The sequence below is a fragment of the Haemophilus sp. CCUG 66565 genome, assembly GCF_001679495.1.
In the GTDB taxonomy this organism is placed as follows: Bacteria; Pseudomonadota; Gammaproteobacteria; order Enterobacterales; family Pasteurellaceae; genus Haemophilus; species Haemophilus haemolyticus_K.
This window is the reverse complement of sequence record NZ_LZOX01000002.1, coordinates 247,776-273,708: the sequence shown is the minus strand read 5'-3', so window position 1 is coordinate 273,708 and position 25,933 is coordinate 247,776. Positions and strand designations below refer to the sequence as shown.

Sequence of the window (25,933 nt, the reverse complement as noted above, 5' to 3'; positions counted from 1 at the left end):
GTCAATTCAAAAGAAGATTTTTAAGATCCGCAAAAAATCCTGTATAATCTTTCCAATTTTTTGTTCAATTTTAACGCTTTGCAATTCAATGATTGAAACATCCCAAACTATTCCAGAACTCGTCACTTGGGCAAAAGATCGCGAGTTTTCTTTGAATTTACCTACCGAGCGCTTGGTTTTCCTGCTAGCGATTGCAATTTATAACAACGAACGTTTAGACGGCGAAATGTTAGAAGCCGATCTTGTGGATATCTTCCGCCATACGATGAATGCTTTTGAGCAATCCTCCGATGCTATTGCAACACGAGCGAATAATGCAATTAATGAATTAGTGAAACAACGTTTATTAAATCGTTTTAGTAGCGAATTTACTGAAGGCTTGGCGATTTATCGTTTAACGCCATTAGGTGTTGGAGTGTCTGATTATTACATTCGTCAGCGTGAATTTTCTGCATTGCGTCTTTCTGTACAACTTTCCATTGTGGCAGATGAAATTCAACGCGCTTCTGATTCTGCAGAAGAAGGCGTGGAGAATAATGAAAATGAACATTATTGGCGTCGTAATGTGTTTGCGCCATTAAAATATTCCGTTGCGGAAATTTTTGATAGCATCGATCTTTCACAACGTATCATGGATGAAAATCAGCAAAGTATTAAAGATGAAATTGCAGAGCTTCTTACTAAAGATTGGCAAGCGGCAATTTCAAGCTGTGAACGTTTATTAGATGAAACATCTGGGAATTTACGCGAATTACAAGATACGCTAAATGCAGCAGGGGATAAACTTCAGGCGCAGTTATTGCGTATTCAAGATTGTGTAATTGGGCGCGATGATTTGTATTTTATTGATCAATTAATTACCGATTTACAATCAAAACTTGACCGAATTATTAGCTGGGGACAACAAGCCATCGATTTATGGATTGGTTATGACCGCCATGTGCATAAATTTATTCGTACAGCCATTGATATGGATAAAAATCGTGTGTTCTCACAACGTTTACGTAATTCTATTCATCATTATTTTGATCATCCTTGGTTCTTATGGACAGCGCAAGCTGAGCGTTTAGTTGATCTACGCGATGAAGAAATGGTGTTGCGTGAAGATGATGCTTTAGGTGAATTGCCGGAAGAATTGCAATACGAATCCCTTTCTGATTTACACGATCAAATTGTAGAGCATATGCAAGGCTTACTGATTGCATATCGTGAAAATAACCGTCCGATTGATTTGAGTTTAGTGTTAAAAGAACAACTGGAAAATTATCCACTTTCTCGTCATTTTGATGTGGCTCGAATCATTGTTGATCAAGCTGTGCGCCTTGGTATGGCGAATGATGATTTATCAGGTATTTATCCAGATTGGCAAGCGATTAATGAACGTGGCGCAGAAGTGCAAGCGCATGTGATTGATAAGTATTGATTTTAAGATAATTTAAAAGCTAATTTCGACGGAATTACTTCTGTTAGATCTCCCTAATCCCTCCTTGCTGAATAGGGGAATAATAATGAAATAATCGATATTGAGATTATTTTATTGTGTTAGAAAATGCTAAAGGAATCAGCAAGAATTGATTTGCTAAAGAATATCCCCCTCTTTAGCAAAGAGGGGCTAGGGGAGATTTGGCAATAATGATTAACGAAGAAAGTAACTGAATAAAGTTTTAATAGAGAAATAACCTATGACAGACAACCTTCAAGATGTAATTTCCCCAAAACTCGCTGTGGCGATTGCAAATCCAATATTTCCAGCGGTAGATAGTCTATTGCGCTCAGGTCGCCATATCAGCACAGAGCACTTAGATAATCACGCATTTTTAATGGATTTCCAAAATGAATTAGACGGATTTTATCGCCGCTATAACGTGGAACTCATTCGTGCGCCAGAAGGATTCTTCTATCTTCGCCCGAAAGCAACGACATTAATTGCGCGTTCAGTACTTTCTGAGTTGGAAATGCTTGTTGGTAAAGTGCTTTGTTATCTTTATTTAAGCCCAGAACGTTTAGCTCAACAGGGCATTTTTAGTACGCAAGAAGTGTATGATGAATTATTAAATCTTGCCGATGAAGGAAAATTATTAAAAGCAGTTAATCAGCGTTCAAGTGGTTCTGACTTAGATAAACAAAAATTGGCAGAAAAAGTGCGGGCTGCAATTGGTCGTTTACGTCGTTTAGGTATGATTCAAACTGTTGGTGAACAAAATAGTGGGAAATTTACTATTTCTGAATCTGTATTTCGTTTTGGTGCGGAAGTACGTAGCGGAGATGATCCATTAGAGGCCCAAGCTCGACTCATTCGTGATGGGGAAGCAGCAACACCAGAATCCTTAGCGTTGGAAAAACAAGCGCAATTAGTGGAAAACGATACGGAAAGTGCGGATGAAATTGATGAAGAATTTGACGGAGAACAAGAATAATGTCTGATGTTTTTGAATTAGAAAATGAAATCGAATTAGAGAGCGATGAAGTCATTATGGAAAATGAAAACGTCGAAGAAATCGTTGAAACGCCAATGCCTTTTAGCATGGCGACAAATAATGGTGTCGAGCGTGGTAAATTCCGTTCTTTAACCTTAATTAACTGGAATGGTTTTTTTGCGCGTACTTTCGATTTAGACGAATTAGTTACCACACTTTCTGGTGGTAACGGTGCAGGTAAATCAACCACAATGGCTGGATTTGTGACAGCATTAATTCCTGATTTGACCCTTTTACATTTTCGTAATACAACAGAGGCTGGCTCTACAGGCGGTTCTCGCGATAAAGGTTTACATGGTAAATTGCGTCCGGGTGTTTGTTACGCGGTATTAGATACCATTAATTCTCGCCATCAACGTATTCTTGTTGGTGTGCGTCTGCAACAAATTGCGGGTCGTGATAAAAAAGTTGATTTAAAAACTTTCTCAATTCAAGGTGTTGAATTATCTCAAAATCCGACCGCACTTTTCACTGAAACAGTGGGCGAACGTCAAGCTCGTGTACTCAATTTAAACGAACTCAAAGATAAAATTGAAAATATCGGTGCACAATTTAAACAATATCATTCCATCACCGATTATCACGGTATGATGTTCGATTTAGGTATTATTCCGAAACGTTTACGTTCAGCATCAGACCGTAGCAAATTCTATAAACTTATCGAAGCGTCTTTATACGGTGGTATTTCCAGTGCAATCACACGCTCTTTACGTGACTATTTATTGCCAGAAAATTTAGGTGTGCGCAAAGCTTTCCAAGATATGGAAAGTGCATTGCGTGAGAACCGTATGACTTTAGAGGCGATTAAGGTCACGCAATCAGATCGCGATTTATTCAAACATTTAATTACTGAAACCACTAATTATGTCGCTTCGGATTATATGCGTAATGCGAATGAACGCCGTGGCAATATTGAGGCTGCATTAGAATCTCGTCGTGAGTGGTATAAAGCAAAAGCAGAGCAGAATTTATCTCAACATCGTTTAGTTGATTTAAGTCGAGAAGCGGCTGAATTGGCAGAAAATGAACGTACTTTAGAAGTTGATCACCAAAGTGCGGTTGATCATCTTAACTTAGTGTTAAATGCTTTGCGTCACCAAGAAAAAATCACGCGTTATCAAGAAGATATTGCAGAACTCACCGAGCGTTTAGAAGAACAAAAAATGGTGGTTGAAGATGCTAATGATGTGTTAGAAGAAAGCCAAGCCAAATTTGAACAAACCGAAATTGAAATTGATGCGGTGCGCGCCCAATTAGCAGACTATCAACAAGCATTAGATGCCCAACAAACTCGCGCACTTCAATATCAACAAGCCATTGCAGCTCTTGAAAAAGCGAAAACATTATGCGGTTTAGCGGATTTAAGTGTTAAAAATGTAGAAGATTATCACGCAGAATTTGAAGCACATGCTGAAAGTTTAACGGAAACCGTGCTTGAACTCGAGCACAAAATGTCTATTTCTGAAGCAGCAAAATCTCAGTTTGATAAAGCGTACCAATTAGTATGCAAAATTGCGGGGGAAATGCCTCGTTCTGCGGCGTGGGAAAGTGCCAAAGAATTATTACGTGAATATCCAAGCCAAAAATTGCAGGCACAACAAACGCCACAACTTCGCACAAAATTACATGAACTTGAGCAACGTTATGCACAACAACAAAGTGCGGTCAAGTTACTTAATGATTTTAATCAACGTGCTAATTTAAGTTTACAAACGGCAGAAGAATTAGAGGATTATCACGCAGAGCAAGAAGCATTAATTGAAGATATTTCTGCTGAACTTTCAGAACAAGTGGAAAATCGTTCTACGCTTCGTCAAAAACGTGAAAATTTAACCGCACTTTATGATGACAATGCGCGTAAAGCGCCAGCATGGCTGACAGCTAAAGCTGCATTAGAACGTTTAGAGCAACAAAGTGGCGAGACGTTTGAACATAGCCAAGATGTGATGAACTTTATGCAATCACAACTTGTGAAAGAACGTGAATTCACGATGCAACGTGATCAACTTGAACAAAAACGTTTGCAATTAGATGAACAAATTTCTCGTTTAAGTCAGCCAGATGGTTCAGAAGATCCGCGTTTAAATATGCTGGCAGAACGTTTTGGTGGGGTGTTGCTTTCAGAGCTTTATGATGATGTTACCATTGAAGATGCGCCTTATTTCTCCGCACTTTACGGGCCTGCGCGTCATGCTATTGTTGTGCGTGATCTCAATGCCGTGCGTGAACAACTTGCGCAATTAGAAGATTGCCCAGACGATTTGTATTTAATTGAAGGCGATCCTACCGCATTTGACGACAGCGTATTATCCGCACAAGAACTTGAGCTAGGTGTTGTAGTGCAAGTTTCAGATCGTGAATTACGCTATTCAAGATTCCCTGAAATCCCGTTATTTGGGCGTGCAGCACGTGAAAAACGTTTAGAAGAATTACAAATTGAACGTGATGAAGTGGCAGAACAACATGCACAAATTGCGTTTGATGTACAAAAATGCCAACGTTTACACGAACATTTCAGCCAATTTGTTGGGTTGCATCTGGCGCTTGCGTTCCAGCCAAATCCAGAAGTGTTAATGTCTGAAATTAATCGCGAACGTAATGAAATTGATCGTGAATTAAACCAATTTAATAGTGGCGAACAACAATTACGCATTCAATTAGATAATGCAAAAGAAAAACTGCAATTACTCAACAAGTTGATTCCACAACTCAATGTATTGGCCGATGAGGATTTAATTGATCGTATTGAAGAATGTCGTGAGCAATTAGATATTGCAGAGCAAGATGAATATTTTATTCGTCAGCATGGCGTAACGTTGTCACAATTAGAGCCGATTGCAAATAGTTTACAAAGTGATCCAGAAAATTACGAAGGATTAAAAAATGAATTAACTCAAGCGATTGAGCGTCAAAAACAAGTTCAACAACGTGTATTTGTGTTAGCTGATGTTGTACAACGTAAACCGCATTTTGGTTATGAAGATACAGGGCAGGCTGAAACTTCTGAACTCAACGAAAAACTTCGCCAACGTTTAGAACAAATGCAGGCTCAGCGAGATACGCAACGTGAGCAAGTTCGCCAAAAACAAAGCCAATTTGCTGAATATAACCGCGTATTGATTCAGTTACAAAGTTCTTACGATAGTAAATATCAGCTTTTAAATGAATTGATTGGTGAAATTAGCGAGCTTGGTGTAAGAGCTGATGATGGAGCAGAAGAACGTGCACGTATCCGTCGTGATGAATTACATCAACAACTTTCAACAAGCCGTCAGCGTCGTTCTTATGTAGAAAAACAACTGACATTAATTGAAAGCGAAGCAGACAACTTAAATCGCCTTATTCGTAAAACCGAACGTGATTATAAAACCCAACGTGAATTAGTTGTAGCCGCGAAAGTGAGTTGGTGTGTGGTTTTACGCTTATCCCGCAACTCTGATATGGAAAAACGCCTCAATCGCCGAGAGCTCGCTTACTTATCTGCAGATGAGTTACGTTCAATGTCGGATAAAGCATTAGGTGCGTTGCGTACAGCAGTGGCGGATAATGAATATCTACGTGATAGTCTAAGAGTGTCGGAAGATAGTCGAAAACCTGAAAATAAAGTGCGGTTCTTTATTGCGGTGTATCAGCATCTACGTGAACGTATTCGCCAAGACATTATTAAAACGGATGATCCAATTGATGCCATTGAACAAATGGAAATTGAGCTTTCTCGTTTAACGGCTGAATTAACTAGCCGTGAGAAAAAATTGGCAATCAGTTCTGAAAGTGTTGCAAATATTATGCGTAAAACGATTCAGCGTGAACAAAATCGTATTCGTATGCTCAATCAAGGTTTACAAAACATTGCGTTTGGTCAGGTGAAATCTGTTCGTTTAGTAGTAAATATTCGTGATACCCATGCCATGTTATTGGATGCGCTTTCTGGTCAGCAAGATGAATATCAAGATTTATTCAACGATAACCGCATCACCTTCTCGGAAGCTATGGCGAAGCTCTATCAACGCATCAATCCACATATCGATATGGGACAACGCACAGCGCAAACAATTGGTGAAGAATTGTTAGATTACCGTAATTATCTTGAGCTTGAAGTAGAAGTATTCCGTGGCGCTGATGGTTGGTTACGTGCAGAAAGTGGTGCACTTTCTACTGGTGAAGCTATCGGTACAGGTATGTCAATTCTCTTAATGGTTGTTCAAAGCTGGGAAGAAGAAAGCCGTCGAATTCGAGGTAAAGATATTGTGCCTTGTCGCTTGTTGTTCTTAGATGAAGCAGCTCGTTTAGACGGTAAATCTATTTCTACTTTATTCGAGCTTTGCGAACGTTTAGATATGCAGTTGCTTATTGCGGCGCCAGAAAACATTAGCCCAGAAAAAGGGACAACTTATAAACTCGTGCGTAAAATCGCAGGCAACCAAGAGCATGTACACGTTGTTGGTTTACGCGGATTCGGTGCGACAGAATAAAAAATAGAAGGGAAGTGCGGTTAAAATTTTAAGATTTTTGACCGCACTTTAATTATATAAGGAATTTAAATGCACAATCTTATTCTTGCCATTCTTTGCAGCGTAGCGGTTTCAGTTTTGCTTAAAATAGCCCGTAAAAAAAATATCATTATTGAACAAGCTATTGCATTCAACTATATCACAGCCATCACTTTCAGTTATTTCTTACTCAAACCTGATTTTAAAGGTTTAGAATTTACTGATTACATTGTAAAAAGCGAAAATTCACCCATTTTTTTAGCCCTGGGGTTATTGTTACCTAGCGTATTTATTATTATGTCAAAAGCGGTAGAGTTTGCTGGAATTGTACGTTCAGATGCAGCACAACGTCTTTCGTTGTTTCTTCCTATTTTATCGGCGTTTTTAATTTTTCATGAAACACTAAGCCAATCTAAAATCACTGGTATTGTATTAGCATTTATAGGTTTATTTTGTTTATTAACTAAGCCAAATCAAGGGCAAAGTGCGGTGAATTTTAAAGGTGTTTTAGGATTAATCGGCGTATGGTTTGGGTATGGCATTATTGATATTCTATTCAAACAAGTGGCGAAAAGCGGCGGTGCATTTCCTGCAACATTGTTTATTTCTTTCTCGCTTGCAGCTTGCGTTATGTTTATCTATTTATTCTTAAAACGCGCCCAATGGACAGCATCAAGTGTCATTAGTGGCATCGTTTTAGGTGTATTGAATTTCTTTAATATTTTATTCTACATAAAAGCGCATCAAAGTTTTTCTGGAAATCCGACGCTTGTTTTTGCAGGGATGAATATTGGCGTGATTTACTTAGGTACGATAACTGGCGCATTCGCTTTTAAAGAAAAAATCAGTAAGCTAAATTGGCTAGGTATTATTTTTAGTTTATCGGCTATTTTCTGCCTATATTATTTAGATAAAATTATCGCGTAAAAGAGAGTAGTCATGGCAAAAGATTTCAGCTTTTTTATTTACGATTATGAAAGTTTTGGTGTAAATCCAGCAACAGATCGCCCTGCGCAATTCGCAGGTATTCGCACAGATGCTGATTTTAATATCATTGGTGAACCAATAATGTTTTATTGTAAACAAACCAACGATTATTTACCGGCTCCTGAAGCGGTAATGGTGACAGGAATTACACCACAAGAATGTAATGAAAAGGGGCTTTCTGAGCCTGAATTTGCCACAAACATTTTAGCCGAATTTTCCCAACCCAATACTTGTGTCATGGGCTATAACAATATTCGCTACGATGATGAAATGACGCGTTATACATTTTATCGTAATTTTATTGATCCTTATGAATACAGCTGGAAAAACGGGAATTCACGCTGGGATTTGTTAGATTTAGTGCGAGCTTGTTATGCCTTGCGTCCAGAAGGGATTAATTGGGCTTATGACGATGATGGAATGCCAAGTTTCCGCTTAGAAAAACTCACTAAAGCAAATGGTATTGAACATGAAAATGCTCATGATGCAATGGCAGATGTATATGCAACTATTGCTATGGCGAAACTAATTAAAGAAAAACAGCCTAAATTATTCCAATATTTCTTTGAATATCGAGGTAAAAAAGAAATCGAAAAATTGGTTGATACAGGCGCAATGGCGCCTTTAGTGCATGTTTCTGGGATGTTAGGGAATTATCGTGGAAATTGCACCTGGGTTGCACCTTTAGCTTGGCATCCAACAAATCAAAATGCACTCATTGTTTGTGATTTAACTGGCGATATCGATAATTTATTAGCCAAAAGTGCGGATGAATTACGAGCAGATTTATATACCAAAAAATCGGAATTAGAAGAAAGGGGAGTTTCATCTGTTCCATTAAAGCTTGTGCATATCAATAAATGTCCTATTTTAGCGCCAGCCAAAACCTTGTTACCAGAAACAGCAAATCGCTTGGGCATTGATCGACAATTATGTTTGGATAATCTTGCAAAATTACGGGCATCTTTTGATATTCGAGAAAAAATTGCGGATATTTTTAATGAAGAACGCCAATTTGAATCGAATGATAATGTAGAAACTGAGCTATACAATGGCTTTTTCAGTAATGCTGATAAAAATAACATGTCTATTTTACGTAGTTTACCTGCAGAAAAATTAGCTGAACATGGTTTAGCTTTTGAAGATAAACGTATCCCTGAATTATTATTCCATTATCGAGCTCGCCACTTTTATAAAACCCTCACACGCGCTGAACAAATTAAATGGCAAAAATACCGACAGAATAAACTTGAAAAAAGTGCGGTAGATTTTGAATCAAGTTTACAACGTTTAGCAGAGGAACATTTAGATAACCCTGAAAAACTATCTTTGCTACAACAAGTATATGAATATGGTATAAAACTACTAGGTTAACTGATACGTTGTCACATTTTTTTAGAAGAGCACGTTTTAATAAAACGTGCTTTTTTGTTGTTTTTTCTGGGAAGAGAATCATCCCAAAAATTCTCCAGATTTTACGTAGCGCAATCAAGCATCTTTAACTTATTTCATCTTTACATTACCTTTACATTTTCATTTATCCATTCAATAACTCTATAAAATTACATGTTACAACGTGTTATTTACTCTTATTTTGTCTTGTTTTGCTAGTACCTGTGACTTGTGTATAACTATGTGATTTATTTAATCCGTAGTTTTCGCTAACCTGATAACTAATTTCGTATAATGTATATTATGTTAAATTAAGTGGGTGTAAAAGTAACTTTTGTAAAATGCTAAAAGGGATACTCTGCTTCTTCTCGATTCAAAAGTTAAAGCAATAATATTTAATTCCGAATTTGGATTGCGCTAGGTGAAATCTGAATAAATTGACAGAAGATTTGCCAGTAGATTTAACATCTTTAGCTTTAATTGTGACATTGTAATTATTTTATTCACTTAGACTGCTTAAATGAGAATAATTGTTTTTAATTTTTCTTTTTAAAATTAATTGGTTATAGGAGTTTTGTTTTAATAAAAAACTTGCAATTCTCATTTATAAGCTTAAAATAAGAATTGCAAGTTAGGTTTTATTGCACTTTATCAATCAAATGGAAAGGAATTAGTTATGCTTAATCAAGCCATCACAAACAAACTCAATGAACAAATCAATTTAGAGTTCTACTCTTCTAATGTTTATCTACAAATGAGCGCATGGTGTTCAAAACACGGTTATGAAGGTGCAGCCGCATTTTTGCTTCGTCACGCTGATGAAGAATTAGAACATATGCAAAAATTGTTCCAATATGTAAGCGAAACCAGTGGTATGCCACTTTTAGGTAAAATTGATGCACCAAAACATGAGTATGCTTCATTAAAAGAGGTGTTTGAAATAACTTTAGAACACGAAAAATTAGTTACATCAAAAATTAATGAATTAGTTGAAGTTACTTTCGCAAACAAGGACTACTCTACTTTTAATTTCTTACAATGGTACGTAGCAGAACAGCACGAAGAAGAAAAATTATTTAGTAGTATTATTGATAAATTCAATCTTGTTGGTGAAGATGGAAAAGCTCTATTCTTTATCGATCGCGATTTAGCAACTTTAGAATAATATAGGAGAAATAAAATGTTATCAGCAAACGTAATCAAACTGTTAAACGATCAAATGAATTTGGAATTTTATTCTTCTAACCTTTATCTTCAGATGAGCGCATGGTGTGAGCAACAAGGCTTTGAAGGTGCTGCTAAATTTTTATCTGCACATGCGGCAGAAGAAATGCAACATATGCGTAAATTATTCACTTATTTGAATGAAACCGGTGCTCAAGCAATTATTTCTGCCATCGAAGCACCATCACACGAGTATAAATCATTAAAAGAAGTGATCGAAATCACTTATGAACACGAAAAACTGATTACCAGCAAAATCAATGAATTAGTAGGTAAAACTTTTGAAGAAAAAGACTACTCTGCTTTCAATTTCCTACAATGGTACGTAGCAGAACAACACGAAGAAGAAAAATTATTTAGTAGTATTTTAGATAAACTTAATCTTCTTGGTGATGATGGTAAAGGTTTATTCTTAGTTGATAAAGATTTAGGTAATCTTGCAGCGGCTTAAATTTACTTTTTTGAAATACCTAGCTTTTAGCTAGGTATTTTTTATTCAAAAAAATTATATTGGCTATTTATAAATCAAATAAGATTTTTTATTAAATTTTTTCTTGCTCATAGACTAAATATCCGTATAATTCGAATTATAAATATGGCCTGGGTGGCGAAATTGGTAGACGCAGCGGATTCAAAATCCGCCGGTGAATAACCGTGTCGGTTCGAGTCCGACCCTAGGCACCAAACATAGATCCCTGCTCCTTGAGCAGGGATTTTTATTTTATCAGACTTTATGACTATAATATATTCTCCCTCATTAGCTATGAGGGAGTATTATGTATCTATTGTAATGATTAAAAATTTAATACTTTGTCGGCTTCCATCGTCCAGTCTGCCAGTTCTGCTAACGTGCCTATTTCCACACCGTCCGCCAGCGGCAATTCGGTGATACCACGAGCATTGGTGCAGGTTTTACAAAGTTTAATTGTTGCCCCTTGTGCCGTTAAAATTTCCAACATTTGTTGCAAATGATACCCTTCTGCTGGATTTTGTTTTGCCAAACCGCCAGTTACTGCATCAGACATTAAAAATACTTTTAAATTAACCGCACTTTTATGCTGCTCTTGCAACTGTAACGCCAAACGTAATGCACTAAAAAAATGCTCGTCACCATAAGGGGATGAATGGATAATAAATAGAATATTTTGCATACTATTCTCCTTGATTTCCTGGGTATTAATAACCTTGTTGATAAATTCCTTCCAACAATTTCACTGAAAGTAAGGCGAGATTAAAGCGTTGTTCATCTGCCACAGACCAAAATTCTACGCCATTTTCTACCGCACTTATTTGACTTAAATGAAGTTTTACTGATTCTTCTCCATTTTCTTGTTCTCCATTAAGCACAGGTGTAATTAAGGTTTCTTCTAAAGCAACAAGCTCGCTATTTTGAGGTTGATAGTCGAAATCATAGTCTGAAAGTGCGGTGACTTTTTGTGCCAATCCATAAAATACAGGCACTTGGATTGCGTGGAATGTAGCTCGATCTAATTGAGGAAAGATTCGTTGTAATTGATTCAATAAACTAGGTGCTTGATGTGGATAAACATCAAACGCTAAGCGCGTTTCTTCTTCGTCCAATGGAATGCCATTTAATAAACGGGCTGTTTGTCCCGCAAGTTTAGTCACGGTTTCCGCATTTGTATAAGAGGCTGGTAATAAAGAGGTGATAAACACTTGATTAAGATTAGTCTCTTGTAAAATCGGGGCAAGGGTTAAAGCAAGTTGGCTTACTTGTGGATCAGGTAAGCTAACAATGTTACGTTGTCTCAGCTCAAATAGTTGTGATTCATTTACCGTTGGGACAACAACGGGCACATCTGAAAGCGCACTACAAACGCCTAACATATCAATGACAATACAGCCCTGCTCTGCTGCTTGCGCAATATGGGCAACTTGCTCAAGTTTTCCTGCAAAAAATACATAATTAAAATTAGCCCACTCAACTTCATTTGGAGAAAGTTGTTCAACGCCTTTATTGCGAAAACGAATATTTTGTTCTTCTTCAAAAGGTATCATTTCAACAATAGAAACTTTACTAATTTCAAGCGCACTTTGTTCTAAATGCTCTACAATTTTTTCACTTAATTCAAATTCTGCTGCTATCGCAATATTTAAGGTTGCGTCCATTTTTCTCTCCGCTGTAAAATAATCAGCATTATTTTACACCAAAACCAGGAACGAAATAATGACACCTGCAATTGATTTACTTAAAAAACAAAAAATTCCTTTTATCTTGCATGCTTATGATCATGATCCGAACAATCAACATTTTGGTGATGAAGCGGCAGAAAAATTAGGCATTGATCCTAACCGCTCTTTTAAAACCTTACTTGTAGCGGAAAATGGCGATCAGAAAAAACTCACTTGTTTTGTGCTTGCAACGGCCAATATGCTGAATTTAAAGAAAGCAGCAAAATCTATCGGTGTTAAAAAAGTGGAAATGGCAGATAAAGATGCGGCGCAAAAAAGTACAGGTTATCTTGTGGGGGGAATTAGCCCGCTCGGTCAAAAGAAACGCGTGAAAACCGTGATAAATTCAACCGCACTTGAGTTTGAAACGATTTATGTTTCAGGCGGAAAACGTGGGCTAAGCGTAGAAATTGCGCCACAAGATTTGGCAAAAGTATTAGGTGCAGAATTTACTGATATTGTTGATGAATAACTGATGGATTTATAAATTTAAAGGCGGATTCATTCCGCCTTTTTGACTAATTCAATTCTTCCAATAATTTCCCCAATCCGCTCTGGCGTCTCACTGTCTGGCGAATTGCTGTTTTCCATATTTTTTCATCGGCAAATACAGTAAGTTCTTTTTTCGCACGAGTGACCCCGGTGAAAACTAATTCTCGCGACAATACTGGATTTACTTCTGTAGGAAGCACCATGACGGTATGTTCAAATTCGGAACCTTGAGATTTATGAATCGTCATCATAAAAGCGGGTTCGTGTGCTGGAATTCGGCTTGTCAGCACTTCTCTATTTCCAAACCATACTTTGCCATTTGCCAAGCACAGGCCAATATCGCCGTTATAAAGGCGAACATTATGATCGTTTTCAGTAATCATAATTGGCTTGCCGATATACCAATCTTGTTCATTACGGAACCAAAGCAATTTTTCCTCTCGCAACGCTAACGCGATTTCTTTATTGAGATTTTCAACACCTAAATCGTTATTACGAAGTGCGGTTAAAAATCTCACAGAATTAAATTGTGCTTGAATAGCTTCGGCATAGGAAATGCCTTGTTTATTTTTAGCATTAGGATCAATTTTTTGTTTACGTAAATCATCCAACATTTTTAAGAAAGTGCAGTAATTTTCCACCGCACTTTTTACCACTTGATTAACTGCATCGCTTTCATCATTTAAGGCATTAAAGTACAATTCTTGCGGATAATGTTCAAATAACCCAAGGCTATCGTCTGCTTTGCCTTTTTGAATGAATTCAGCCAACTTGCCAATACCTGAATCTTTATCAAAACGGCGACTTTCTGTTAGATGGCATAAACAATCACGTATTGGATTTGAACAATCAGCACCATTTACTTCGTATCCTGTCGTCGCTAGTAAGTACGCGGCTTGTTCATGACTATAAGGTTGATTAACAAATTGAGCTAATTCTCCCAATACTGCTCCCGCCTCAACAGAGGCTAATTGCGCTTGATCGCCTAATAAAATTAATCGAGTTTCAGGCTTTAACGCATTGATAAGTTTTGCCATCATCGGCAAATCAATCATTGATGTTTCATCGACAACTAACACATCTAACTGCAAAGGATTATGACTGTTATAGCGCGTGTAATCATTAAAAGCATTCACACCCAGTAAACTATGCAAAGTACTGGCTTTTTGTGGGATCGCATTGAAAAGTGAATCGGATAAATTCATTTTTTCTTGCATAAAACCTAACGCATTTTTAATCGACTCTTCCAAACGAGAGGCCGCCTTGCCTGTCGGCGCAACCAATTTGATGTGTAATTTACAATCAAATAATTCTTGTAGAACGAGCAATAAACGCGTAACTGTGGTGGTTTTTCCTGTTCCTGGGCCGCCTGTAATAATCGAAAATGGGCTTTTAATCGCTGTGGCTACAGCCACTTTTTGCCAATCTATTTTTTCCTGTTTTTCAGGGAAATATTTATCCAATTTTTGGCGAATTTCATCATAAGAAAAGGCTAAAGTGCGGTGTTTTTTTAAGGTGTTTTTTATATATTGTGCGATGCGATATTCATCTTGCCAAGCTCGATAGAAATACAACGCGCCAAATTGAAATGCCATTGGCGCAATTTGATTGACGGGATCTTGCGTAAATGCCATATGCCCACACAACGCACGTTGCCAATCTTCCACAGCTAAATAACCAATCTTTTCATGAATTTCAGCTAAATAATCTTCTTCCGTTGTACGATAAGCCAAGCCAAATAAATTATGTTCTAAAGAGCGATCTAATTGGCTGCAAGTATTTCCCTGCGTATAACGCCAGCTACAAAGTGCGGCTAATAATATAGCTAAATTTTTGACTGGTTCCGCATAATCCGTATGGCATTGTTTATCAGCTATCAATTTAGCAAAATAATAATCACCTTGAGAAAGAATGCCCTGCTCTTTAAGCTTTTGTAATACAGATAACATTAAAACACCCCGTCTAATTCTGTGATTAATTCAACGCTTGGACGATCGTAAAATACGCCAGATTGTGGATCACCGTTCATTCCACGTAAGAAAAGATAAAATACCCCACCGAAATCTCGCGCATAATCATAATCAGACACAACGCTTTGTAAATAACGATGCAATGCCAGCGTATAAATTAAATATTGCCAATCATAGTGACTGTGTAATATTTCTTTTTTCAATGCCTCTTGATTGTAATCAGCAAGGCTTGAACCTAAGAAATTAGATTTATAATCAACGAGATAATATTTCCCATTATGGCGGAAAACTAAGTCAATCGAACCTCTCACCATACCCTGAATTTGTTCAAATTGAAGTGGCTCGCTTGGCAAATGATGATGGGCTTTCAACGCGCGATTAAACGCTTCAACATCAAAATATTCCCGAATAGCCAGATAAAATGGCATTTCTTTAATGCAATCTTTATTTGCCAAATCAGCTAATGCTATTCCTATTTCTATTTCATTAGAAAGTGGCGTATGTGAAATCTGTTGTAGCCAATTTTGTAGCGGCTCTGTAAAAGTTTCATCTAACTGTAAGGATTGTCGTAATTTGTCAATTTCTTCTATATTTGCTAAATCAGAAAAATAGCAATTTTCAAAATGGCGATGCAATGCCGTCCCGACTTGTTTACCTCGTGGTAAATCTAAAATGTTTGATTCATTTTCGTTTAAAAGTGCGGTCGAAATTTCAATAGCATTTTGGCTATCATAATCTTTTGCATCATCAAAAACAGCCTGTTTTTTACCCGCACTTTCAGTGAAATAATGCTGGCGGCGATGACCTTGTTCAATTGAAGTAAAACTGGTTATTCGCCAATCTTGCTCAATATTGCCCGTAAATTCTGCGGCTTTAAGCTCATCATGTTTTGTATTGATTGATAAAGCCGGAAAAGCTTTTAGATTTGGCTTAGTACAGATTTCCACATTATCTTGCATTTTTTCTTTGAAGGTTTGCAACAATGTTTCTGTATCTTTAGGATCTGACAAATTTATTTCCTTGCCTATTTCGCCTTGACTTAGCACATAATGTAAGGCATTCCATTTTTTATCAAATTGTGCAGGCAAAGCGAATGCAATTTGATATTTGGCACGGGTTAAAGCCACATAAAGTAAACGTAACTCTTCCGCAAAAGTTTCTTCATAAAGTGCGTTTAAATTACGATTTTCCATATCCCATAAGGTTTCATCTCGTTCTTTAGAATAATAAATATTGATGTCTTTTTTACTTGGATCTTTGCTCGGCACCGCTAAAAATGGCAGCCAAACTAAATCGTATTCTAAGCCTTTGGATTTATGGATTGTCACAATTTTCACTAACTGGCGTTCGCTTTCTAAACGAATTTGAGCCTCTTGACGACCTTCGCCTTGAATTTGTTTTTCAAACCAACTAAGCAATGCCGCTTCACTTTCGTGTAGCGTGGCAGCTTGTTGTAAAATTTCTGCCAAATGTAGGAAATCCGTTAAATCTCGCTCGCCTGTGGCTTGACTTAATAATCGCTCTGAAATGCCTTGTTCTAGCAAAATTTGATGCAACATTGCCAATATTCCTTGACGCTGCCAAGTTTGTTGATATTGAGCAAAGCTATCAGCCCAACGTTGCCAGTCTGCCTCATTTTGCTGAATTTGATGAATATCCGCTGCATTTAAGCCAAAAAGTGCGGTCGCAATTGCGTTCAAAATTGGACGTTCTGCCACATTCAAACAGGCTTTAAGCACCCTGGCTAATTCTTTCGCAACATTGCTATCAAATACGCTATTTTGATCAGAAAGATAAACTGACGCGATCCCCAATTTTTGCAATTCATTTTTTACTAGAACCGCTTCATTTTTATCACGCACCAATACGGCAATATTCTCTGCTTGTAAGGTTTTACAGGTATCTTCATTTTGAAAAACTGCCTGATTTTCTACCGCACTTTTCAGCCAATGTTGAATAGAAATAGCACATATTTTTGCCATTTCAGTTTTATTCACTTTGTCACTTTCAGTTAGATAAAAACGATAAGCTGGTTCAGCTTTACCATTTAAATAAAATCGCAGATGATCATCACGAGAATCAACAGCAGTAAAGTTAATATTTTGATAAATAAATGGCGATTGAGGAAAATCAAACAACGCATTTACGCCATCAACCAAATGCTTCTCTGAACGATAATTTTTAGTGAGTTCAAAGCGAGATTGGGCTTCGTCCGATGCTTTTAGATAAGTAAAAATATCTGCGCCACGGAAACGATAAATCGCCTGCTTCGGATCGCCAATCATAATAAAACCAGTATTTTTTTCGGGATTATCACGATAAATTTTTGAAAAAATAGCGTATTGTTGTGAATCCGTATCCTGAAATTCATCAATCATCGCGAAAGGATACTGGAAACGAATCATTTCCGCTAATTCATCCCCTTGCGAACCTTGCAAGGCTTCGCAAAGCAAACGCAATAAATCATCAAAGGATTTTTCTTGATGATTAAGTTTATAGTCTAAAAGTTTTTGTTGTAACCCTTGGCGATAATGATAAAGAGTCAGTTTGCTTAGTAAATCTGGTGTCATTAAGGCATTAACGCGCTTTTCAAGCTCTGCAAAAATCGGGGAATAAAAAGGCGTTGCGGTTTTTTTATCTTTATTTTTATCAGTTTGTTCTTCGCAATTTTTCTCAATGGATGATTGTAGGAAATAGTCTTTCAATGTGCTATTAATTTGATAATCTCTAGGATTATTTGACCATTGATTGATTTTATTAATCCAATCCCCTAAACGCTTTACTTGGTACTTTTTACGATTTAACGATTTCAACTGATCTTTTGGATAATCTTTCTCCAGTTCATTAGTAATAATCGCTGAAATTTCATCCGCACTTTCTAACCAAAATGCCTTTAATTCATTCAACGCCTTTTGATAACCACCCAGATATTGCGGTAAAAAGATTTGTATTGGTACAGACAACGCCTGTTTATTTTCAATCTCCACCTGCAAATCTTTACCTAAATCCGCTTCCAACAAAGACAACACATTTGCTGGTGATACTAATTCTGTCGCGATAAAATCCGCAGATTCAAAATCCAACGGATAAAAATGTTCTCGCCAAAATTCATTAGCAAAACGAACTAGCAAATCAGATTGATCTTTAATTAATTCTAAATTGAAGTGAATGCCAGAATGGAAAGCATATTGCATCAACATACGGCGACAAAAACCGTGAATGGTATAAATCGTCGCCAAATCCATATTTTGCTCAGCTAATTTTAAACGATGAATTGCCTCAAAAATGTTCAAATCCTGACAAAGTGCGGTAAGAAATTCATCATTTTTAAATGCGGATTTATCTTGGGTTTCTGAAAAGGTTGTGAGTTTATCAATCGCATCTGTTATACGCTCACGAATTTTTTTCTTGAGTTCTTCTGTCGCCATATCCGTAAAGGTTACCACCAGAATTTCTTCCACATTTAACGGACGAGAAAAGTTATTTTCCCCCGCCTTTAATAAAAGTCGGAGATATAAAGAACCAATAGTGTAGGTTTTCCCTGTACCAGCGGATGCTTCGATTAAGCTAATTTGATTTAAAGGCAACGTGATAGGATTGAGTGGGATTGTTTCGGACATAGATTTTAACAGATGAGAACTAATGGCATTATTTTACAAAATTTAAAGTCATAAATGCAAAAAAGGACGCTTTTCAGCGCTCTAATCCTTCTTTATCTAAACTTTAAATATAAAGTGGACTAAAATTAATCTGACGATCATAAAATTAGATTAGGTTTAATCTTCTAGAAATTATTTTTATATGGTTCACATAAACATTAATACATATCCTCCCTAATACAATATAGGTAAAAATATTTAAATTATCATTGGGATATTATTTTAATATGAGTTATAATTTAAAATGCCTTAATATTGAATTAAGGCATATTAATAACCATTTTGAGGAAAAATTTTATGAAATTGAAATCATTAGTATGTTTATGCGCGGTTGGACTTCTTTCAGCTTGTACAGCTCGAATTGGTGACTTCACAGCTCTAACCACTAAAAACATTAACTTAGATTCTAAAAACTTCGTTGTTAAACGCGATACTCGAGTAACTGGTGAAGATATGAAGTTCTTAGGTATTCCTAATATTAAAAATGCTGTAGATAACGCAATTCAAAAAGACAAATGTGCAGTAGGTTTATCTGATGCTGTATTAACAATTAAATCGTTCCCATTCTATCAAGGTTATGTTACTGAAGGTAACTTAATTATCGACCGTGGTTTACCAGGTTGCCGTTAATATTTAATATTAACATAATGCTTCTAATCTGCACCTCAAAAGTTGGACTAAAAAACCAACCGATTAAGGTGCAGATTTTTTATGACTAAATACAATCAATCCCTCAGATAACAAGTTACCAATCCCTATATTCAAAATACTAAATGAGGAAATATTAAATTATTGAACAAAAAATTTATGTGATTAAAGCGGTTAAGGCTCACAACGTTAATAAGCTTTGTGACATAAATTAAGAGATAGTAAAAAAGGACGCTTTTCAGCGTCCTACGTCTTCTTTATCTAAACTTTAAAAAATTAAAGTGCAGATTTTGCTTTTTCAACTAATGCAGCGAACGCTACTTTGTCAAATACAGCGATATCAGCAAGAATCTTACGGTCGATTTCAACAGATGCTTTTTTCAAGCCGTTGATGAATTTGCTGTAAGATAAACCATTTTGACGCGCTGCAGCGTTGATACGTGCAATCCATAATTGACGGAATTGACGTTTACGTTGACGACGGTCACGATATGCGTATTGACCAGCTTTGATCACCGCTTGGAAAGCAACGCGATACACGCGTGAACGTGCACCATAATAACCTTTAGCAGCCTTAAGAACTTTCTTATGGCGTGCTCTTGCAATAACACCACGTTTTACACGAGCCATTATTTAATCTCCTATGTAATATTTTTCTAAAATGAACTAATCGTACGTTTTGCTTAAATAACGGCTTATGCGTATGGTAAGCAAGCTACTACTAAAACTTGGTCTGCTTTCGCAACCATTGATTTATGACGTAAATGACGTTTACGTTTAGTTGTTTTTTTAGTCAAAATATGACGTAAGTGAGATTGTTTACGCTTGAAACCACCAGAAGCAGTTTTTTTGAAACGCTTCGCTGCGCCGCGTACTGTTTTGATTTTAGGCATTGTTAAAATAACTCCGCATTTTTCGTTTAAAACAACATAATCAGGCGAACTTAAAAAGTTACTTGGAAGCACTGATCATTTCCATCATAAGGCAAATTAAATTGCCTTTTCAAAAGCAGTTAGGCTGCGTAGTGTGCCCAACGTGCAGTTGTCTTTTCATTTAAGTCAAACTTAAACAAAAAGATTTGCTGAGAAATCTCAGCAAAATTCTTATTTTTTCTTCGGTGCTAACACCATTACAGCCTGACGACCTTCTAATTTACCCGGTGCAGATTCAACGACAGAAATTTCAGCTAAATCATTTTTTACGCGCTCTAACACATCAAAACCAATATCTTGGTGAGCCATTTCACGACCGCGGAAACGCACGGTAATTTTTGCTTTGTCACCGTCTTCTAAGAAACGAATTAAGCTACGTAACTTAACTTGATAGTCACCTTCATCTGTGCCTGGACGGAATTTAATTTCCTTCACTTGCACAACTTTTTGTTTTTTCTTTTGTTCTTTAGCGGTTTTACTTTTCTCGTAAAGGAATTTACCGTAGTTCATAATGCGGCAAACCGGCGGTTCTGCATTTGGGCTAATTTCAACAAGATCAAGCTCTGCTTGCTCTGCCATTTCTAGGGCTTGTTGAATAGAAACAATCCCTGCTTGTTCACCATCTTGGTCAATTAAACGAACTTCTTTTACACGAATCTCTTCATTGATACGGTTTGGGCGATTTACTGCCGGCGCTTTTTTTACGGTTTTAATAATCGTATTCCTTCTATTGGTTAATCGTAAAAATCTTTTCGCTAAAAATAAAAGATTTCAAATTTGTTGCCCGTAAGGAACGAGCAAAATCCCGCGAATTCTATAGTATTCACACCACTTATGCAACAAAATTTAGCCTTTAAGCGAAATTTCTACGCTTAAACTTTCGCCAAATTCAAGCAAGTGATGAATGCGAGCAGTTTCTAAGCACAACATCGTTTGATAGCCAGTTTCACTCATTCCACTCGTCTTTTTATGCCAAGGATTCCAAAGGACAAATTGGCTTACATTATGATGATGCAGTGCAATCGTACGATTGAAACTTTTATCTACGATTTGATTCTGCATTGTTTCTGCGGAATAAATGCAATCCACATTTTCAGAAATGTGACGCGGTGACGGAACATTTTCTTGTTGTTGGTTTAAGCTATTAAAACAAGTTTCAGGTAAACCTTGTACTTCCACTTGATTAATATCCCCAATATTGAAATAGGTATGTAATGCTGCTTGCGCAGGTTCTTCGCCATAATGTGTGAAAGTTAAATGACATTTGTCAGTAAATACCATTACAATTTTAGCTTCGATAATATTTAAATCAGAAAACAACTCAAATTCTAACCGCACTTTATGTGCTGAAATATCATAATGACTTAACTGCCATAAACGAATACGAGCTGTACCGTGCGCAGGTTGTTTTACGCCACCAAACCAGGGATAACAAATCGGTACGCCACCACGAATAGCATTGCCATTTTCGAATGGTTCTACTTCACTTAACCATAATACATCTTGCTTCGCATTTTGCGGTTTCCAACTGATAAGCTGTGCCCCTTGTAGGGAAATTTTTGCCTCTCCAACAGCATGTTTTAGGTGAAGAACAGGGATGTCATTATATTGAACTAAATTTAGCTCTGGCGTTAATGTTTTAAGAAAAGTAATCTTCATATTTATTCCCTATATAAGATGAAAAAACCGCACTAAAGTGCGGTCTCTTTTTCAAAGTTTTTTATTCTTCATTAAGTAATTTTAATTCACGGCTTCTTACTTGATTTTTCAAGATTTCCGAAAATTCTTCCACAGTAAATGTACCTAAATCAGCACCTTTACGGGTACGTACTGCCACTTTGCCTTCTGCGATTTCTTTATCACCGCAAACAAGCATATAAGGCACACGACGTAAAGTATGTTCACGGATTTTGAAACCCACTTTTTCGTTACGCAAATCAGTTTTCACTCGTAAACCTACATCGGAAAGCTGTTTTGCTACTTTCTGTACATAGTCGGCTTGGCTATCGGTGATATTCATTACAACCGCTTGGGTTGGTGCTAACCATGCAGGGAAGAAACCTGCATATTCTTCGGTAATGATACCAATAAAGCGCTCAATAGAACCTAAAATCGCACGGTGAATCATGACAGGTGTTTTACGGCTATTGTCTTCTGCCACATAAGTTGCATCTAAACGACCTGGTAATGCGAAGTCTAATTGAACGGTACCACATTGCCATTCACGACCAATGCTATCACGTAATGCAAATTCAATTTTCGGACCATAGAATGCACCTTCACCTTCTTGAATTTCATATTCAAGACCATTGTGCGCCAATGCAGCTGCAAGACCGGCTTCCGCACGATCCCACATTTCATCTGAACCGATACGATTTTCAGGGCGAGTAGAAAGTTTTACTGCGATATTAGTGAAACCAAAGGTGCTATAAATATCGTACACCATTTTGATACAGCTAGTTACTTCACTCTCAATTTGATCTTCAGTACAGAAAATATGTGCATCATCTTGAGTAAAGCCACGAACACGCATTAAACCGTGTAAAGAACCTGATGGTTCATTACGATGACAAGAACCAAATTCCGCCATACGGATTGGTAAATCACGGTAAGATTTTAAACCTTGATTAAAAATTTGAACGTGTCCTGGACAGTTCATCGGTTTAATTGCATATTCACGGTTTTCAGATTGGGTTGTGAACATTAAATCTGCGTAATTTTGCCAGTGACCTGTTTTTTCCCACAATACACGGTCCATCATGAACGGTCCTTTCACTTCTTGGTAATCGTATTGTTTTAATTTAGTACGCACAAACGTTTCAAGCTCACGGAAAATTGTCCAACCATCATTGTGCCAGAACACCATACCTGGTGCTTCTTCTTGCATATGATATAAATCTAATGCTTTACCAATTTTACGGTGGTCACGTTTTGCCGCCTCTTCTAAGCGTGTTAAGTATTCAGCAAGTTGTTTTTTATCCGCCCAAGCCGTACCATAGATACGTTGTAACATTTTGTTTTTACTGTCACCACGCCAGTACGCACCGGCAACTTTTTGTAATTTAAAATGCTGACAGAAACGCATATTTGGCACGTGTGGGCCACGGCACATATCAATATATTCTAAGTGATGATATAACGCAGGCGTTGCAGTACGTTCAATGTTTTCATCTAAAATTGCCATTTTGTATGGCTCGCCGCGTTTTTCAAAGGTATCACGCGCTTCTTGCCAAGTAACACGTTTTTTCACGACGTCATAATTGGTTTTTGCCAATTCCAACATACGTTTTTCGATTGCATCTAAATCTTCTTGCGTTAAAGAGCGGTCTAAATCAATGTCATAGTAGAAACCGTTTTCAATAGTTGGACCGATTGCCATTTTTACATCTGGGAATAATTGTTTAATGGCATGACCAAACAAGTGGGCACATGAGTGGCGAATAATTTCTAAACCATCTTCATCTTTAGCGGTAATGATTTCAAGCGTTGCATCTTGCTCAATCATATCGCATGCATCACGGCGCTCACCATTTACACGGCCTGCGATAGTGGCTTTAGCAAGACCCGCACCAATATCTTGTGCGACTTCAAGAACAGAAACAGGATGATCGAATTGACGTTGGGAACCGTCAGGTAAAGTAATAATTGGCATTGTTTTTTCCTTATACAGTGGTCACCCATACGAAAGGTGACGTGTTCGTTTAAAATTCTATAAAAATTAACCGCATTTTTGCCCTACTTGGCTTCATTCCTACCATTGAACGAGCGGAATTAGGCAAAAAATGCGTGGCGAATTCTATCACTTTCTTAAGGTATTGTTAAATAAATGCACATATTTTACAGAAAGGAAATAATGTTTTTCTAGCTAGGGGCTTTATATCCTAAAAATAAAGGCTAGAATAACCGCACTTTTTAAATACCCAGTTAAGGAATAAAAATGAGCAACGTATTAGTATTAAAATCTAGCATTTCAGGAAATAACGCCCAGACCAATCAATTGGCTGATTATGTTATCGAAAAATTACAAGGTAATCACATTGTCGTACGCGATCTAGCCCAACAACCACTTCCATATTTTGATGCCAAAGCAGCAATTGCTGTACGCGGTGAACCTAAAAACGATGAAGAAAAACAACTTCTTGCACTTTCCGATGAATTAGTCTCCGAATTAAAAAATGCAGAGACTCTGGTTATTGGTGCTCCAATGTATAATCTTGGCATCCCAACACAATTAAAGACTTATTTTGATTTTATCGCACGCCCACGTGTCACTTTCCAATATACGGCAAATGGGCCTGAAGGGTTATTAAAAGGTAAAAAAGCGATTGTGTTATGCGCATTTGGTGGGTTATATGATGAAGAAAATTTGGTGACCCAGTATATGAAAGCTATTTTGGGCTTTATTGGTATCACCGATGTAAAATTTGTCTATGCAAAAGGCATCGGATTAGGCGCTGAAGCCATTGAAAAAGCACAAGTATCAGCAAAAGCAAAAATTAATGAAATTATTACCGCTCTTTAAGCCTTCATTTTATTTCATCTGAAACTTATAAAATGACTACACTAGATAGATTCAAATACATCTAGTGTAGTTTTTTTATAGAAAATAAAATTCCTACATTTTCTTCACAAATTTATATATTTTTTTGTACTAGTGTAGTAGTATAAAAATATTCTACATAAGAAAGGAGAAAATGATGTCTAAAATTGCCCTTATTACTGGTGCTACTGCAGGATTTGGTACTTCAATCTGTAGAACGCTTATTCAAGCTGGATATTTTGTAATTGGTACTGGCCGTCGTAGTGAACGTTTGGCTTCATTAAAAGCTGAATTGGGTGAAAAATTTCTTCCTCTTGCTTTCGATATATCTGATCGACTAGCGACTCAAGAAGCAATTACATCTTTACCTACACAATGGAAAAATATTGATTTACTCGTTAATAACGCAGGATTGGCTCTTGGCTTAGAATCTGCCGATAAAGCGAATCTTGATGATTGGGAACAAATGATTGATACCAATATTAAAGGATTGGTAAATATTACTCGATTCGTTTTGCCTCAAATGGTTGTACGAAATATGGGCCATATTATAAATATTGGTTCAATAGCAGGCAATTATGCTTACCCGGGTGGTAATGTATATGGTGGTACGAAAGCTTTTGTTAAGCAATTTAGTTTAAATCTAAGGGCCGATCTCGCGGGTAAAAATATTCGTGTAACAAACTTAGAGCCGGGCCTTTGTGGTGGAACGGAATTTTCTAATGTGCGCTTTAAAGGTGATGATAAACGAGCAGAAAAAGTTTATGAAAATGTGCAATACGTTACACCACAAGATATTGCAAATATGGTTTTATGGCTCAATCAACAACCAGAACACGTTAATATTAATCGCATTGAAGTGATGCCAACTGCTCAAACTTTTGCACCGCTTAATGTGGCAAGAAATTCAAATTAAAACAATAAGGAAA

General features: G+C 37.0%; 20 protein-coding genes and 1 tRNA gene. 12 read left to right on the top strand and 9 right to left on the bottom strand.

Going from position 1 to position 25,933, the window contains the following annotated elements; genetic code table 11:
* The first annotated feature begins 88 nt into the window (after window positions 1-88).
* The 8 genes from mukF (at window position 89) to A9501_RS02640 (ending at window position 11,254) form a co-directional block, all read left to right on the top strand.
* A complete protein-coding gene (gene mukF, locus A9501_RS02675; RefSeq protein ID WP_065264823.1) occupies window positions 89-1,423 on the top strand; it encodes a chromosome partition protein MukF in 1,335 nt (444 codons plus the stop codon).
* 259 nt (window positions 1,424-1,682) lie between these two features.
* Window positions 1,683-2,417 carry a chromosome partition protein MukE gene (gene mukE, locus A9501_RS02670; protein WP_042594654.1) on the top strand — a complete coding sequence of 245 codons (735 nt, stop codon included), beginning with the start codon at window positions 1,683-1,685 and terminating at the stop codon, window positions 2,415-2,417.
* Window positions 2,417-6,949, top strand: a complete 4,533-nt coding sequence (gene mukB, locus A9501_RS02665; RefSeq protein ID WP_065264822.1) for a chromosome partition protein MukB — start codon at window positions 2,417-2,419, stop codon at window positions 6,947-6,949. The genes mukE and mukB overlap by 1 nt, the downstream gene beginning before the upstream one ends.
* 69 nt (window positions 6,950-7,018) lie before the next feature.
* Window positions 7,019-7,894, top strand: coding sequence for a hypothetical protein (locus A9501_RS02660; protein ID WP_065264821.1), 876 nt, complete (start codon window positions 7,019-7,021; stop codon window positions 7,892-7,894).
* Between the two features lie 12 nt (window positions 7,895-7,906).
* Window positions 7,907-9,328, top strand: a complete 1,422-nt coding sequence (sbcB, locus tag A9501_RS02655) for an exodeoxyribonuclease I (protein ID WP_065264820.1) — start codon at window positions 7,907-7,909, stop codon at window positions 9,326-9,328.
* 694 nt (window positions 9,329-10,022) lie between these two features.
* Window positions 10,023-10,511, top strand: coding sequence for a non-heme ferritin (ftnA, locus tag A9501_RS02650; protein ID WP_048953195.1), 489 nt, complete (start codon window positions 10,023-10,025; stop codon window positions 10,509-10,511).
* Window positions 10,512-10,526: 15 nt separating this feature from the next.
* The gene (ftnA, locus tag A9501_RS02645) at window positions 10,527-11,021 is read left to right on the top strand and encodes a non-heme ferritin (protein ID WP_065264819.1); all 495 of its coding nucleotides are present in this window, start codon (window positions 10,527-10,529) and stop codon (window positions 11,019-11,021) included.
* Between the two features lie 147 nt (window positions 11,022-11,168).
* A tRNA-Leu gene (locus tag A9501_RS02640) sits at window positions 11,169-11,254 on the top strand.
* A gap of 110 nt (window positions 11,255-11,364) precedes the next feature.
* On the opposite strand, the gene A9501_RS02635 is transcribed toward A9501_RS02640, so the two are convergent.
* Window positions 11,365-11,721, bottom strand: a complete 357-nt coding sequence (locus A9501_RS02635) for a DsrE/DsrF/TusD sulfur relay family protein (RefSeq protein ID WP_065264818.1) — start codon at window positions 11,719-11,721, stop codon at window positions 11,365-11,367.
* 25 nt (window positions 11,722-11,746) lie between these two features.
* Window positions 11,747-12,700, bottom strand: a complete 954-nt coding sequence (locus tag A9501_RS02630; RefSeq protein ID WP_065264817.1) for an oxidoreductase — start codon at window positions 12,698-12,700, stop codon at window positions 11,747-11,749.
* 58 nt (window positions 12,701-12,758) lie between these two features.
* Here A9501_RS02630 and ybaK point away from each other — a divergent pair, with 58 nt between their 5' ends.
* A complete protein-coding gene (ybaK, locus tag A9501_RS02625) occupies window positions 12,759-13,235 on the top strand; it encodes a Cys-tRNA(Pro) deacylase (RefSeq protein WP_065264816.1) in 477 nt (158 codons plus the stop codon).
* Between the two features lie 46 nt (window positions 13,236-13,281).
* Here ybaK and recD read toward each other — a convergent pair whose 3' ends face one another.
* Both recD and recB read right to left on the bottom strand, forming a co-directional pair.
* Window positions 13,282-15,204 (bottom strand): exodeoxyribonuclease V subunit alpha, encoded by a 1,923-nt coding sequence (recD, locus tag A9501_RS02620; RefSeq protein WP_065264815.1) that lies wholly within the window; start codon window positions 15,202-15,204, stop codon window positions 13,282-13,284.
* Window positions 15,204-18,845: an exodeoxyribonuclease V subunit beta gene (gene recB / locus A9501_RS02615; protein ID WP_065264814.1), complete on the bottom strand. Its 3,642-nt coding sequence runs from the start codon at window positions 18,843-18,845 to the stop codon at window positions 15,204-15,206. The genes recD and recB overlap by 1 nt, the downstream gene beginning before the upstream one ends.
* Before the next feature lie 336 nt (window positions 18,846-19,181).
* Between recB and A9501_RS02610 the strand changes: the two genes are divergently transcribed.
* Window positions 19,182-19,514, top strand: coding sequence for a hypothetical protein (locus A9501_RS02610; protein ID WP_065264813.1), 333 nt, complete (start codon window positions 19,182-19,184; stop codon window positions 19,512-19,514).
* Window positions 19,515-19,808: 294 nt separating this feature from the next.
* Here A9501_RS02610 and rplT read toward each other — a convergent pair whose 3' ends face one another.
* The 5 genes from rplT to thrS all read right to left on the bottom strand — a co-directional run bounded on the left by rplT (window position 19,809) and on the right by thrS (window position 24,116).
* Window positions 19,809-20,162, bottom strand: a complete 354-nt coding sequence (rplT, locus tag A9501_RS02605) for a 50S ribosomal protein L20 (protein ID WP_005596075.1) — start codon at window positions 20,160-20,162, stop codon at window positions 19,809-19,811.
* Window positions 20,163-20,227: 65 nt separating this feature from the next.
* Window positions 20,228-20,425 (bottom strand): 50S ribosomal protein L35, encoded by a 198-nt coding sequence (gene rpmI / locus A9501_RS02600; RefSeq protein ID WP_005596065.1) that lies wholly within the window; start codon window positions 20,423-20,425, stop codon window positions 20,228-20,230.
* Between the two features lie 210 nt (window positions 20,426-20,635).
* A complete protein-coding gene (gene infC / locus A9501_RS02595; RefSeq protein WP_428844780.1) occupies window positions 20,636-21,133 on the bottom strand; it encodes a translation initiation factor IF-3 in 498 nt (165 codons plus the stop codon).
* Between the two features lie 177 nt (window positions 21,134-21,310).
* Complete coding sequence (locus tag A9501_RS02590) at window positions 21,311-22,123, bottom strand: D-hexose-6-phosphate mutarotase (protein ID WP_065264812.1); 813 nt, start codon at window positions 22,121-22,123, stop codon at window positions 21,311-21,313.
* A gap of 61 nt (window positions 22,124-22,184) precedes the next feature.
* A complete protein-coding gene (thrS, locus tag A9501_RS02585; RefSeq protein WP_065264811.1) occupies window positions 22,185-24,116 on the bottom strand; it encodes a threonine--tRNA ligase in 1,932 nt (643 codons plus the stop codon).
* A 285-nt stretch (window positions 24,117-24,401) separates the two neighbouring features.
* Between thrS and A9501_RS02580 the strand changes: the two genes are divergently transcribed.
* On the top strand, window positions 24,402-24,986 hold the full coding sequence (locus A9501_RS02580) for an FMN-dependent NADH-azoreductase (RefSeq protein ID WP_065264810.1): 585 nt from the start codon (window positions 24,402-24,404) through the stop codon (window positions 24,984-24,986).
* A 175-nt stretch (window positions 24,987-25,161) separates the two neighbouring features.
* Window positions 25,162-25,920: an SDR family oxidoreductase gene (locus A9501_RS02575; RefSeq protein WP_083071883.1), complete on the top strand. Its 759-nt coding sequence runs from the start codon at window positions 25,162-25,164 to the stop codon at window positions 25,918-25,920.
* Window positions 25,921-25,933: the final 13 nt, after the last annotated feature.